Raw genomic sequence first — 12,732 nt, forward strand, 5'->3', positions numbered from 1 at the left:
AATTAAAACAAACAAATATTTTTCCTGTAATTACAGCAATGGAAAATAATTACTAATTTATACCAATATCACTTTGTATGAAAAGAAGAAGAGAACTCTCGCTGTTTGGGGCACTGGCTTTTTGTGTAGTAGCCATCGCTGTACATCAATTATTAAAGTTGCCCTGGGGAGAAGGTGAACCTATTAAATAGTGATTGCCGCTTTAACTAAATAAGGCAATATCTCTTTTTGAAAGGATACGAAGTTTTTGCGAATGTCGGAATCGCTTACTGAGGTAAACGCGAAGCTAAACACAATGCTCTTGCTGCATTTAACCAGGAAACGTAATTTTTGGAGGTAAGCTTCATGCTTACGGATGCCGTTTAGTTGTGAAAAAGCGTGGATCAACAGATCCTCAAGCTCATTTGACAGGCGTTTAAGGAATTCCTGCGAATTTGTAGATTCGCGAATGAAATCCCAGCCTATAAACTCGTTGCAGATGGTGTAGGATAGCCGGCAAGTCTTCATGATCAGGTTGTTAAGCTGCTCTTCTTCACCCATATCAGCATTGTTAACATGTATCAGGTCATCAACGCTAACCTTGATGTAGTCCATGAGCAAGGCATGCAGAACAGCCTCTTTACTATCAAAATATTTGTAAATAGTAGCTTTGGCAATTTTTGCTTTTTTTGCTATTTCGTTAACGCTGGTTTTATGGTACCCAAATTTACGAAACAGTTCCTGCGCGCCCCGCTTAATGCTCTCCTTTATTTTGTCAGCTTCCATGCACTAATTTGTAACAAATATCTCATAATTAGCGACAGTTACATAATAAGATTTTAAAGCATACGTTGCTGGTGCCTTAACCGGGCCTCCATCTGATAAAGAAAATATTGATCCGCTGCAGGGATCTGTAACCGTTAAATGGTCGGAGTCAAGTGTTACAGCGCACCTGTTCTCCGGTTTATAACTACTGCAACGGTCGTAACAGGCATAGCTGCCATCGGGTTCGTGGTATAATATCAAACCTTCAACACCATAACCACTTATAAAAACCACTCCACCACCGGCCGTTAATCCTGCAAGTCGCGGATCTGTTAACGGTGCCTCAAAATTTACCGCCACGTTAGGTACGGGGTCGGAATTTTTTGTGCAGGATGTTAACAGTATCACTATTGCTGCCAGGGCGTAAATTAGTTTCATATGATTTCTGATTGGAATTGCTTCAAGAAACGCACATCGTTCTCAGAGAATAAACGCAGATCACGTATCACATATTTTAGGTTGGCAATTCTTTCTATACCCATCCCGAAGGCAAATCCTGTAAATTTTTTGCTGTCAATGCCGCAATTCTCCAAAACATTCGGATCAACCATACCGCAACCTAAAATCTCAACCCAACCACTGTATTTGCACATGTTGCAACCGGCTCCTTTGCATATAGTGCAGGAAATATCCATTTCTGCCGATGGCTCGGTGAAAGGAAAATATGACGGCCTGAAACGCACTTTAGTGCCTTCGCCGTAAAGCTCCTGCACAAAGTGGTAAAGCGTTTGCTTCAGATCAGCAAATGATACATTCTCATCTACATACAAACCCTCAACCTGGTGAAAAAAGCAATGCGCACGGGCTGAAATAGCCTCGTTACGATAAACACGACCAGGCATAATAGCACGGAACGGCGGTTTCCCCATTTCCATCATACGCACCTGTACCGATGAGGTATGCGTACGCAAAGCAATATCATCGGTGCCGCTATTTTTTTTGATGAAGAAAGTATCCTGCATATCGCGTGCCGGGTGTTCCTCAGGGAAGTTCAGGGCAGAGAAATTATGCCAGTCATCTTCAATCTCGGGACCTTCGGCAACAACAAAGCCTAATCTTTTATAAATATCGATGATCTCATTACGAACCAAAGTTAACGGATGACGCGAGCCAACATTTAAACCATCACCGGGAAGTGTTAAATCCTGTTGCGAATTGTCTGTTGTCAGTTGTGAGCCAACCTGGTCTTTTAATTCGGCATACTTCGCTTCAGCCAGTTGCTTAAACTGGTTTAGTACCTTGCCGAAGGTGCGTTTTTCTTCAGGGCCAACGGTTTTAAATTCCTCAAACAGGTCTTTGATCAACCCCTTAGTGCCTAAAAACTTGATGCGGAAGGTTTCCAGTTCATCAGCATTAGCCGGAGAAAAAGCATTGATCTCGGTGGTATATTGGTCTATTTGTTCTTGCATTATAACGTTTTTAAAAACTCTTCGGCTGTTAATACCGGTATATCAGATTGTATATAGTCTTTTTTATTTCTGGTGATGATCACGTCAGCCCCGGCATTTAAAGCCGTAAAGTATTGAACTGTATCTTCAAAATCATTGTTCATTCTTCTTAATGCCAGATCTATTGCCTTCTCATCAACTTTAACGATCGAGATATTAGGCCTCAGAAAATTCAACAATCGATATTTATTTGGCCGATCAAATTTGTCTAAAAAATAATGAACATTGACAAAAGCTACTGCTGAAGTCATTAATTGAAAACTGCTCTTTTTATCAGCCAGTGCTAAAACATTCATTGCCGGTAAGAGAAAGTGTTGTCGTTTCAATAAAGCATCAAGCAGGATATCACTATCCAAAAATATCTTTTTCACAGGCCGTACTTTTCTTCAAGATGTTTGCCATACTCACCCTTATGATCAAAATCGGGTATAGGATCACCGGATATTTGCAGGTTTTTAACCCATTCCGGTAACTCTTCTTCTCTTTTCATCCTAAACGGCTCCTCAGCATTTTCAACTTCCTTTCTAAAAAGACTCTCAGTAACCTTTGATAAACTCACATTTTTTTTTTTTGCAACAGCTTTTATCTGCTCTATCAATCCGGGTTCAATATTTAATGTCAGCTTCATAACATCAATTTATACGTACAAATATAAATAAATCGTACGTATTATTTCAATACCCCTAATTCCTTACCAACTTTGGTAAACGCGGCAATCGCCTTATCCAAATGTGCCTGCTCGTGCGCGGCAGATATCTGCACCCTGATACGCGCCTTCCCTTGCGGTACTACCGGGTAGTAAAAACCGATAACATAAATGCCTTCTTCCAGCATTTTAGCGGCAAATTCCTGGGCCAGTTTGGCATCGTAAAGCATAACGGGTACAATTGGGTGCACACCTGGCTTAATATCAAAACCGGCTTCGGTCATTTTTTGGCGGAAATATTGGGTGTTTTTTTCCAGCTTGTCGCGCAGGTCAGTTGTTTCGCTTAGCATATCCAACACCGCTATTGATGCACCGGTTATTGCCGGTGCAAGTGTATTGGAAAACAAATACGGCCGCGAACGCTGGCGCAGCATATCGATGATCTCTTTTCTGCCGGATGTAAAACCACCTGAAGCGCCGCCTAAAGCTTTACCCAAAGTGCCTGTGATGATATCGATCTTGCCCATCACGTTGTGATACTCATGCGTACCACGACCGGTTTTACCCATAAAGCCGGAGCAATGGCTCTCATCTATCATTACTAAGGCGTTATATTTTTCTGCCAGTTCGCAAATTTTGTCCAATTGGGCAATTGTACCATCCATGCTGAACGCGCCATCCGTAACTATAATACGGTGGCGGCAATCGGCTGTAAGTTTAAGTTTTTCTTCCAGGTCGGCCATATCATCGTGCTTGTAACGCTGGCGCTGGGCCTTGCATAAACGTACCCCATCAATGATGGAAGCATGGTTCAATTCGTCGGATATGATCGCATCCTGCTCATTAAACAAAGGTTCAAAAACACCGCCGTTAGCGTCAAATGCCGCTGCATAAAGAATGGTATCTTCAGTGCCTAAAAATTCCGCTATTTTTTGCTCGAGCTGTTTGTGTATATCCTGTGTACCACAAATAAAACGAACGGATGATAATCCATAACCATGTGTATCCATCACAGCCTTAGCAGCTGTAATAACTTTTGGGTTTGATGAAAGGCCCAGATAGTTATTGGCACAAAAGTTTATTACTTCCTGGCCTCCCTGCACGGTAATATCCGCGCCTTGCGGCGATGTGATGATGCGTTCGCGTTTATACAATCCGGCTTTTTCAATATCGGCAAGTTCCTGTTGCAGAACCGGTTTTAAGGTGTTATACATAGTCGAGTTAAATAAAGCGCAAAATTAAGCATAAAGCCACAAAATGCCAGTTTAAATTCATCTTAAAAAATATATTGGCTGCCTAATCAAACATTTATGGCAATAATTTCATTTAATGTGAGAATATCATGAAGAAACAACTACTATTTATTTTTATATTATTTACTGCTTTTAAAGTATCAGCGCAGCAATATATCTTATCGGGCAGGGTAACCGATATGCAAAACAAGCCAATTCCTTTTAGTTCGGTTTATATACGCAGTACTACCTATGGCGCTACCGCCAACGAAAACGGTAACTATCAGTTTAAATTAAACCCAGGCACTTACCATGTAATTTACCGTTTTGTAGGCTACAAAGAACGTATTGAAACCGTAACCATCAACAGTAATGTACAGCACAATGTGCAACTGGAAGACGAGGTTTTTAACCTGAAAACAGTAGTTGTGCAAGGCAAACGACTTAAAAGCGATACTGCTGCCAATGATATTATGCGCCAGGTAATTGCCAAGCGCGAATATTACTTAACCGAAGTTAATGAGTATTCAGTTGCCGCTTATGTGAAGGGTGTTCAGCGTTTATTGAGTTCGCCAAAGGCATTTATGGGCAAACAGGTAAGAAACACGCTTGACCTCGACTCGCTGGGCCGAGGTATATTATTTCAAACAGAAGCAATTTCCAACTTTGATTTTGAGCAGCCAAATAAGGTTAAAGAAAGAACCATTGCCACCAAAACGGTAGGGTTAAACCCTACTTTTGGTTTTAATAAAGCATCCGACCTGCAGATCAATTTTTATAAAAATATTTTTTATATAAATGGTGTAAGCGATCATGGTTTTGTATCACCGGTGGCATATAATGGCTTTAAATATTATAAATACAAATTGGTTGGTACCACTACGGAAAACGGGCATGTGATTGATAAAATAGAGGTAGCGCCACGTTTAGACCACTCCGCAACGTTTAAAGGTAACCTGTACATTTTAGAGGGAGACTGGCGGATTTATAGTGTTGACCTGATGCTGACCAACAAGGATAACGGGTTAAGTTTTATAGATACTTTACAGATAAATCAGCAATATATACCCATTACTGATAAAATATGGCAGCCGGTGTCGGAGCAATATACTTTTGAGGGAAAGGTGTTAGGATTTAAGTTTGGTGGTTACTATGACGCTATTTATAATAACTATAACCTCGACCCTAAATTTCCTGACGGGTATTTTACAGGAGAAATATTAAAATACGATACCGCGTCAAACTCTAAAAGCGAGGCATATTGGAGCGCTTCACGACCTGTACCATTAACAAAACGTGAAACCAGGGATTACCAGGTAAAGGACAGCATTGCAAGTATTAAGCAAACTAAGAGTTACAGGGATTCGCTGCAACATTCCAGCAATAATTTTCTGGTATTGCCTTATTTGATTTTTGGGCATACTTCAACTTATAAGAGCGGGAGGGATTCAGTTTACCTGTATCCCTTTATTCAAACATTCTTTTATAACACAGTTGAGGGGTATGGCTTGAACCTGGAGGCCAGGTACACACATAAGCTGAACGATTTTCAGTCGTATGATGCTACGCCTGATGTTCGCTATGGGTTTGGTAACAAAATGCTAACGGCAAACATAAATGGTAATTATTATACAGACCCTTTTCATAACGAGAAGTTTTTCGGCGGGTTTGGTAGCGATATATTGGATTTGAATAATGTCGGAACCCGCTCACTATATTTCAATACCATTAGTACCCTGTTTAGCGAGCGCAACTATGTTAAATATTACAAATCTCAGTATGGGAATTTCGGTTTTCAGCGTGAATTGGCTAATGGTGTGCTATGGACAGCCAGTTTAAGTTACGCTGACAGAACGCAATTGTACAATACCTCATTTAATCATGTCGAAACTTTCAGTAACAGGCAATACACTTCTAACAATCCGTTAAAATCAGATATTCCGGGAGTACCTGATGCGCCGCCTAATGACCATTCGCAACTATTCCCTGAAAACCAAGCGCTTACTTTCTTTACATCGTTCAGGTTATCGTTTGATCAGCAATACATTACCACGCCAACACAAAAGATAGAAATACCATCAAAATACCCGGTTGTTACAGTTAGTTATCGACAGGGTATTAACAATATCTTAAGTTCGGATGTTGACTATAGCTTCGGCTCGTTAAACATAGCGCAATCTTCTATACCAATTGGTGTGTTTGGTTATTCATCGTTTTCGGTAACAGCAGGCGATTTCTTCAATAACAGTAAGATCTACTTCCCGGATTATAACCACTTTTTAGGTAACCAGGGTACTACTTTCGACCCAACTTATATAGGTAGTTTCCACTTCCTGCCGTTTTATACCTTTAGTACTGATAATGCGTTCCTCGAAGCGCATTACCAGCATAATTTTTCAGGGATACTGTTAGATAATATTCCCTTTATGCGTAAATTCAAGCTCGAAGAAATAGTAGGTGCCAATTACCTGGCAGAAAAGAACATGCCTAATTACTCTGAATTTTATGTGGGTTTACAGCGCTTGATCTTCAGGATAGATTATGGTGTATCCTACGAGGGTAATAAAAAATACATCCAGGGGGTTAGGATATTTTACGGTATACGGTAAAAGAATTTGTGATTTCGAATATTCGATTTAGGATTGCTTTTTTTTAAATCTGAATTAATGTTGATCCGAAATTCTTAATTCCTTAATCGAAAATTCAAATTCTGAAATCAATGCTTATATTTGCGCCTCATTTAACACCGTTTGCAGCGGTATCAATGTGGTTATGACAAAGTATAAAACACTACTCTATTATTGTTATTCAACAATAGCGGATGCGGAGCAATTTGCTGCCGATCATTTAAAATTCTGTAAATCTCTGGGCTTAACCGGGCGCATTATCGTTGCCGAAGAAGGCCTTAACGGTACTGTATCAGGCACTGCCGAAGCTTGTGAACAATACATGCATACCGTGCATGCCGATTCTCGTTTCGCCGGCATTGATTTTAAAGTTGACGAGGTAGAAGAGCCATCATTTGTTAAAATGCATGTGCGCTACAAGAGCGAAATTGTACACTCCGGCTTACGCAACCCCGAGATCATCGATCCAAAAACAAAAACCGGCAAGCATTTAGAGCCGAAGGATTTTATGGAGATGAAGGACCGCGATGATGTGATCGTGCTGGATGTCCGCTCAAATTACGAGCATAACCTGGGTAAATTCAAAAATGCCATCACGCTTGATATTGAGAATTTCCGCGATTTTCCGGCAATGATCAATGAGCTGGCTCAGTATAAAGATAAAAAAGTACTCACCTATTGCACCGGCGGCATCAAATGCGAAAAAGCATCGGCCCTGTTACTACACGAAGGTTTTAAAGATGTATACCAATTACACGGCGGTATTATTAAATATGGCAAGGAAGCAGGTGGTAAAGATTTTGAAGGTAAATGCTATGTATTCGACAACCGTTTATCGGTTGATGTGAACAGTGTAAACCCGGTTGTCATTTCTAAATGTTACAACTGCGGTAATACAACCGACAAAATGATCAACTGCGCCAACCCGGAGTGCAACGAGCACTTTACCCAATGCGATGAATGCGGTACAAAAATGGAAGGCTGCTGCAGCGATGCCTGCCAAAGCCATCCCCGTAAACGCGTTTATGACGGTACAGGCTATTATGTGAAAGTGCCGCAACCGGTTAATGTTGCAAAAAAAGAAATGAAGCTGCAGGATTAGGCTTAAAAATTTATATTTACAGTAGCAATAAAACATCTTTCAATAGCCGCCGTTAATAAAAGCGGTTATAAATAGTTAAGTCTTACCCGTATGCATAAAATACTAAGCGCCGCTTTTTTAGCCATTATATTGTTTGCAATGCCATTTGCATCAAAAGCGCAATTAAGAAAGCCCACTTTTGAACGGGGTATGTATACAGCTAAAGGCGATACTTTGCCTTACCGCATCCTATTCCCTGAGGGCTTTGACCCGGCTAAAAAATATCCGCTTATTATCGTTCTTCATGGTTCTGGTGAGCGTGGTAATGATAACGAGGCGCAGCTAAAAAATGGTTCAGCGCTATTTTTAAAGCCTGATGTTCGCGAGCAGTTCCCGGCTATTGTAGTGTTCCCGCAATGCCCGGCTGATGGGTTTTGGTCGGATGTGAGCTTCCAGCACGATAGTACCGGCAATAAATTTACCTTCCCAACTGATGCCAAACCAACCAAAGCCATGCATGCCTTAATGGGTATGGTTGATGAATTTTTAGATAAACCATTTGTAAATAAACACCGGGTATACGTTGGAGGCTTATCGATGGGCGGTATGGGTACGTTTGAGATCATTGGCCGCGAACCCAATGTGTTTGCAGCCGCATTCTCTATTTGCGGTGGCGATAACACCCTGAACGCCAAAAAATATGCTAAGAAAGTTCCGTTATGGATCTTCCACGGTGAAAAAGACAGGACGGTTTCTGCTGATCATTCCATAGTTATGGTTGAAGCCATCAAAGCTGCCGGAGGCAATCCTAAATTTACACTTTATCCTAATGATGATCACAATAGCTGGGATGATGCTTTTAACGAGCCGCAGTTATTACCATGGTTGTTCTCAAACACTAAGTAATTATCTTCTCCTGCATACCTTGTCATTCTGAGCAGAGAAGAAGATTGATAAGAAAATTTCCATAATCTTTGTAAGGTTTAATGCCATTTGCCGACTAAGCAGCATCACAACATTATGAATACGATTAAATGAATGCCGTAAGCAATCAATTAGATCCGCATACCTGGGTAAAATCGCATGCCGATTACTTGTATGCCTATACGATAAAACGCATCGCCGATGAAGAGCAGGCCAAGGACCTGGTGCAGGAAACCTTTTTAGCCGCCCTGGAGAAGGTTGATAAGTTTGAAGGGAAAAGTTCTGAACGAACATGGCTAACCGCCATCCTCAAAAATAAGATCATCGATGTTTACCGGAAAAACTCATCAGGCCTGCGAAAAGATGTGCAAGCCGCCGAACATGAGCAGGAAGATTTTTTTGAGCATGACGACGGACATTGGCGGTCGGCCCATGCGCCACAGGTATTTGGCATAGAAGATGTAGATCATCTGGGCAATAAGGAGTTTAATAATATACTGCAAATGTGTTTGCAAAAGCTACCTGCATTATGGATGGCGGTTTTCACCATGAAGCATATGGATGATGCCGATACCACGCTCATTTGTTCGGAATTAAAGGTATCGCCATCTAATTTTTGGGTTATAATTCATCGTACCAAGCTTAACCTGCGGGCATGCCTGCAACGCAATTGGGAATAAAATTTAAGCTATGAGCCAGTTAAAAAAAATACAATACAACTGTAAGCAGGCTACTTTTTTAATAGAAAAGAAGCTGTTAACCCGTATTACTTTTCGCGAGCATATAGAGCTGCGGATCCATTTAATGGGCTGCTCGGTATGCCGCTTGTACGGAAAACAAACCAGGGTAATAGGCGAAATGGTGCAGCAGCTTTTTAAAAGTTCTCAACCGGGAGAGGTTAAGTTAGATGATAGCTTTAAAAAAGAGCTACAGGAACGTATTGAAACAGAATTAAATAAAAACTAAAAATAATTTGTAAGGACTTTTACTAACCCCCGACTAAATGTGTAAATCTCAAAAAGAAAACACACATGAAAATCAATGTAAAAAAATCAATGCTATCAGTTGCCGCAATATGCGCGCTTTGTTTAACTATTACAGCTAATGCAGCTACAGTTCATACAGTTGCAGTAAGCGATACCGGCAAAATGAGTAAAATGAGTAAAATGAGCAAGCCATCAAAAATGAAGGCCAAAAAAATGAGTAAAATGAGCAAGGACACTTCAAAAATGTCAAAAATGTAATGGTTGTTGTTTAGGTAAAGGAAGGGAGAGTTTTCTCTCTCTTTCTTTTATATTTGTGGTCATATCCCTTTGATTACAAAAAACATCAGCCATGAAAAAATTACTCCTGATTTTACTGCTATGCAGTGCAACTGCAACATTCGCCCAGCAAACAGAAACCCAAACACACCAATTTGCTATTACCGGAAAGGTTAAAATAGGATCAATCATCACGATGGATTCCCTTAAGGCTTACCCGCTTAAAACTATCGGTAATATTAAAGTAACTGACCATACCGGCGCCTTTAAACACCAGGATGAACAGTTGAAGGGTGTTTTATTGAAAGATATTTTAAGCCACTCACAATGGCTGCTCACACCAAAGCTATTCAGCAGCATGTACTTTACTTGTGTTGGTGCTGACGGCTACAAAGTAGTTTATTCCTGGAATGAACTTTTCAATACCGAGATAGGTGATAATGTATACATTGTAATGGAGAAAAACGGCATAAAGGCTGATCAACTGACAAGCAGCATCCAAATGGTATCTATGTTGGATCATAAAACCGGGAGAAGGTATTTGCATAATTTGGATAAGATTGCTGTAAGTATTGCGGAGTAAGTTATAGACCTATGTTATCATATATTTATATGGTACCTATCCTCAACTCTCCATCACACAACCCATCCAATTCCTGTGGATTGTGAGTTACGATAAACACTGTCAAGCCCAAATCCTTGAACAAAATCTTTAAGTTAGCGATCAAGTCAATCTTCATTTCATGATCCAAAGCCGAGAATGGTTCATCCATTAATAATAGCTTTGGTTTGATCGCCAGGGCGCGGAGGATTGCCAACCGTTGCTGCTGTCCGCCGGAGAGGTGTTCGGGTTTATGCGTTGTTAGCGTTTCTAATTTGCCTATCTTAAGCAAGCGATCGATCCAGGCAGAATCCTTAGTCGCGTATTCTAAATGCTCACGCACAGTCATGTTTGGAAATAACGCATAATTCTGAAAAACAAATCCTGCCATTCTTTTTTGTGGTGACACGTTTATTTTGGCCGATGCATCAAACCAAACAGTATCATCAACCTTAATAGTTCCTTTTTCGGGGGATATCAGGCCGGCGATGATCTTTAAAAAGGTGGTTTTACCGGCGCCCGATGGTCCGTAAACTTTGGTGATGCTACCCACGGCAAAATCATGGTCGATGGTCAACCATTGCTGCCCGCTGTAGGTCTTCAGCTTTTTTTCAACGTTGATAGTGATCATTCCAGCGGGCTTTTAGCTTGTGTACGGTTGAAAATAAATACGCCTATCACCAGCACAAAAGTAATGCTGAACAGGATTAATGAATAGGTATTAGCAGTAGAATAATCCATATTCTCCACCGAGTCATAAACCGCTATTGATGCCACCCGGGTAACGTTTGGAATATTGCCACCGATCATCAGCACCACACCAAATTCGCCCAAAGTATGCGCAAAGGTTAGCACCATCGCTGTAAATAACGATGGCTTAATATTAGGCAACAGCACCCGAAAAAAAGTTTGTCGCTCGCTTTTACCTAATGTGTAAGATGCTTGCGCCAAAGATGCCGGCAATTGCTGTAGAGCTGATTTTATCGGCCCCAACATAAATGGCATACTGTAAATAACCGATGCCAGCACCAATCCCTGGAAAGAGAAAACAAATTGTAAGTCGAAGGTATTATGCAGCCATTTACCAACGCCATGCTGCGGACTAAAAGCCAGCAGTAAATAAAACCCCAGCACTGATGGCGGCAAAACCAGCGGCATGGTCACAATCGCCTCTAAAATTATTTTAAAGATGGATTTTCCTTTGGATAACCACCACGCTAAAGGCAGGCAAATAGCAAGCAATATAAGCGTGGTAATACTTGCCAGTCGTAAAGTAAGCCAGATGGGTGTCAGATCCATTTACTGCACAATGTAGCCATATTCTTTAAATATGCGTTTGGCATCGGCGCTTAAAATATACTGGTAAAATTTTTCGGCAGCGGTGTTGCCTATGCCATGTTTAAGTATCACCATACCCTGCTCAATCGGCGAGTACAGTTTTGGGTCGATGGCTTTCCAGTAGATCTTTTGCTTGCCTTCAACGTCTTTCACCAAAGCCTGGGTAGTAAAACCCACATCAACTGAGCCGGTAGTGATATAAGTGTTTACCTGCGATATACTTTCACCGGTTACAAGTTTACTGTGAATTTCGCTTAAAATACCTTTTACATTTAAAGCTTCAGTTGCAGCCTTGCCGTATGGCGCGATGGCCGGGTTTGCAATCGCAACCCTGGTAATGGCCGGGGTAAGCAGCATGCGTTCCCAATTATCGAACTCAATATCTTTGGTACTGCAAATGATCAGGCTTCCTTTGGCATATACTACAGGTTTCTTTTGGGCGAAACCCGCTTTGTATAATTTTTCTGCAAAATCCATATCGGCAGATAGAAAAACATCAAAAGGAGCGCCATTGCTTACCTGGGTTGATAGGTTGCCCGATGAACCCACGATCGGCTGAACTATAAGCCCGGTTTTTTTAGTGAAATCTTCACCTAAAACTTTAATAACCGATTGTAAATTAGCCGCCGCCGCTACCTTAATGCTTTGTGCGAATGTTAAACTCGATGTAAACAGGCACCCAATAAAAAATGCCAGGCGTAGTTGTATTTTTAACGCTGATGAAAAGCTCATATTCATAGGATCTTATAGATATGCTAATATAACATAA

Annotated in this window: 16 protein-coding genes; 7 read left to right on the forward strand and 9 right to left on the reverse strand. The window is 41.0% G+C overall.

The window, feature by feature from the left end:
* Nucleotides 1-183: 183 nt before the first annotated feature.
* The 6 genes from ACYZ0U_RS05615 to kbl are packed head-to-tail and all read right to left on the reverse strand — an operon-like array spanning nt 184 to nt 4,112.
* A complete protein-coding gene (locus ACYZ0U_RS05615; RefSeq protein WP_461450704.1) occupies nt 184-765 on the reverse strand; it encodes a TetR/AcrR family transcriptional regulator in 582 nt (193 codons plus the stop codon).
* A gap of 3 nt (nt 766-768) precedes the next feature.
* A complete protein-coding gene (locus ACYZ0U_RS05620) occupies nt 769-1,182 on the reverse strand; it encodes a Rieske (2Fe-2S) protein (protein ID WP_461450706.1) in 414 nt (137 codons plus the stop codon).
* Nucleotides 1,179-2,213 carry a phenylalanine--tRNA ligase subunit alpha gene (gene pheS / locus ACYZ0U_RS05625; protein WP_461450708.1) on the reverse strand — a complete coding sequence of 345 codons (1,035 nt, stop codon included), beginning with the start codon at nt 2,211-2,213 and terminating at the stop codon, nt 1,179-1,181. Before pheS ends, ACYZ0U_RS05620 begins: the two co-directional genes overlap by 4 nt.
* The gene (locus ACYZ0U_RS05630; RefSeq protein ID WP_461450710.1) at nt 2,213-2,623 is read right to left on the reverse strand and encodes a type II toxin-antitoxin system VapC family toxin; all 411 of its coding nucleotides are present in this window, start codon (nt 2,621-2,623) and stop codon (nt 2,213-2,215) included. Before ACYZ0U_RS05630 ends, pheS begins: the two co-directional genes overlap by 1 nt.
* Nucleotides 2,620-2,880, reverse strand: a complete 261-nt coding sequence (locus ACYZ0U_RS05635) for a DUF6364 family protein (RefSeq protein WP_461450712.1) — start codon at nt 2,878-2,880, stop codon at nt 2,620-2,622. The genes ACYZ0U_RS05630 and ACYZ0U_RS05635 overlap by 4 nt, the downstream gene beginning before the upstream one ends.
* Nucleotides 2,881-2,921: 41 nt before the next feature.
* Nucleotides 2,922-4,112: a glycine C-acetyltransferase gene (gene kbl / locus ACYZ0U_RS05640; RefSeq protein WP_461450714.1), complete on the reverse strand. Its 1,191-nt coding sequence runs from the start codon at nt 4,110-4,112 to the stop codon at nt 2,922-2,924.
* A gap of 128 nt (nt 4,113-4,240) precedes the next feature.
* Between kbl and ACYZ0U_RS05645 the strand changes: the two genes are divergently transcribed.
* The 7 genes from ACYZ0U_RS05645 (at nt 4,241) to ACYZ0U_RS05675 (ending at nt 10,607) form a co-directional block, all read left to right on the forward strand.
* Nucleotides 4,241-6,739 carry a DUF5686 and carboxypeptidase regulatory-like domain-containing protein gene (locus ACYZ0U_RS05645; RefSeq protein ID WP_461450716.1) on the forward strand — a complete coding sequence of 833 codons (2,499 nt, stop codon included), beginning with the start codon at nt 4,241-4,243 and terminating at the stop codon, nt 6,737-6,739.
* A gap of 163 nt (nt 6,740-6,902) precedes the next feature.
* Nucleotides 6,903-7,859, forward strand: a complete 957-nt coding sequence (gene trhO, locus ACYZ0U_RS05650) for an oxygen-dependent tRNA uridine(34) hydroxylase TrhO (protein WP_461450718.1) — start codon at nt 6,903-6,905, stop codon at nt 7,857-7,859.
* A gap of 90 nt (nt 7,860-7,949) precedes the next feature.
* Nucleotides 7,950-8,744 carry a carboxylesterase family protein gene (locus ACYZ0U_RS05655; RefSeq protein WP_461450720.1) on the forward strand — a complete coding sequence of 265 codons (795 nt, stop codon included), beginning with the start codon at nt 7,950-7,952 and terminating at the stop codon, nt 8,742-8,744.
* A 128-nt stretch (nt 8,745-8,872) separates the two neighbouring features.
* The gene (locus tag ACYZ0U_RS05660; protein ID WP_461450722.1) at nt 8,873-9,442 is read left to right on the forward strand and encodes a sigma-70 family RNA polymerase sigma factor; all 570 of its coding nucleotides are present in this window, start codon (nt 8,873-8,875) and stop codon (nt 9,440-9,442) included.
* A 10-nt stretch (nt 9,443-9,452) separates the two neighbouring features.
* Nucleotides 9,453-9,728, forward strand: a complete 276-nt coding sequence (locus ACYZ0U_RS05665) for a hypothetical protein (protein ID WP_461450724.1) — start codon at nt 9,453-9,455, stop codon at nt 9,726-9,728.
* A gap of 65 nt (nt 9,729-9,793) precedes the next feature.
* A complete protein-coding gene (locus tag ACYZ0U_RS05670) occupies nt 9,794-10,006 on the forward strand; it encodes a hypothetical protein (protein WP_461450726.1) in 213 nt (70 codons plus the stop codon).
* Nucleotides 10,007-10,097: 91 nt separating this feature from the next.
* Complete coding sequence (locus tag ACYZ0U_RS05675) at nt 10,098-10,607, forward strand: hypothetical protein (protein WP_461450728.1); 510 nt, start codon at nt 10,098-10,100, stop codon at nt 10,605-10,607.
* Between the two features lie 25 nt (nt 10,608-10,632).
* On the opposite strand, the gene ACYZ0U_RS05680 is transcribed toward ACYZ0U_RS05675, so the two are convergent.
* From ACYZ0U_RS05680 to modA, 3 genes are read right to left on the reverse strand one after another with little or no spacing between them, the layout of a single operon-like run.
* Complete coding sequence (locus ACYZ0U_RS05680) at nt 10,633-11,256, reverse strand: ATP-binding cassette domain-containing protein (RefSeq protein WP_461450730.1); 624 nt, start codon at nt 11,254-11,256, stop codon at nt 10,633-10,635.
* Nucleotides 11,253-11,924, reverse strand: a complete 672-nt coding sequence (gene modB / locus ACYZ0U_RS05685; protein ID WP_461450732.1) for a molybdate ABC transporter permease subunit — start codon at nt 11,922-11,924, stop codon at nt 11,253-11,255. Before modB ends, ACYZ0U_RS05680 begins: the two co-directional genes overlap by 4 nt.
* Nucleotides 11,925-12,695, reverse strand: coding sequence for a molybdate ABC transporter substrate-binding protein (modA, locus tag ACYZ0U_RS05690; protein ID WP_461450734.1), 771 nt, complete (start codon nt 12,693-12,695; stop codon nt 11,925-11,927).
* Nucleotides 12,696-12,732: the final 37 nt, after the last annotated feature.

The sequence above is a fragment of the Mucilaginibacter sp. genome (assembly GCF_965225845.1).
Taxonomy (GTDB): Bacteria; Bacteroidota; Bacteroidia; order Sphingobacteriales; family Sphingobacteriaceae; genus Mucilaginibacter.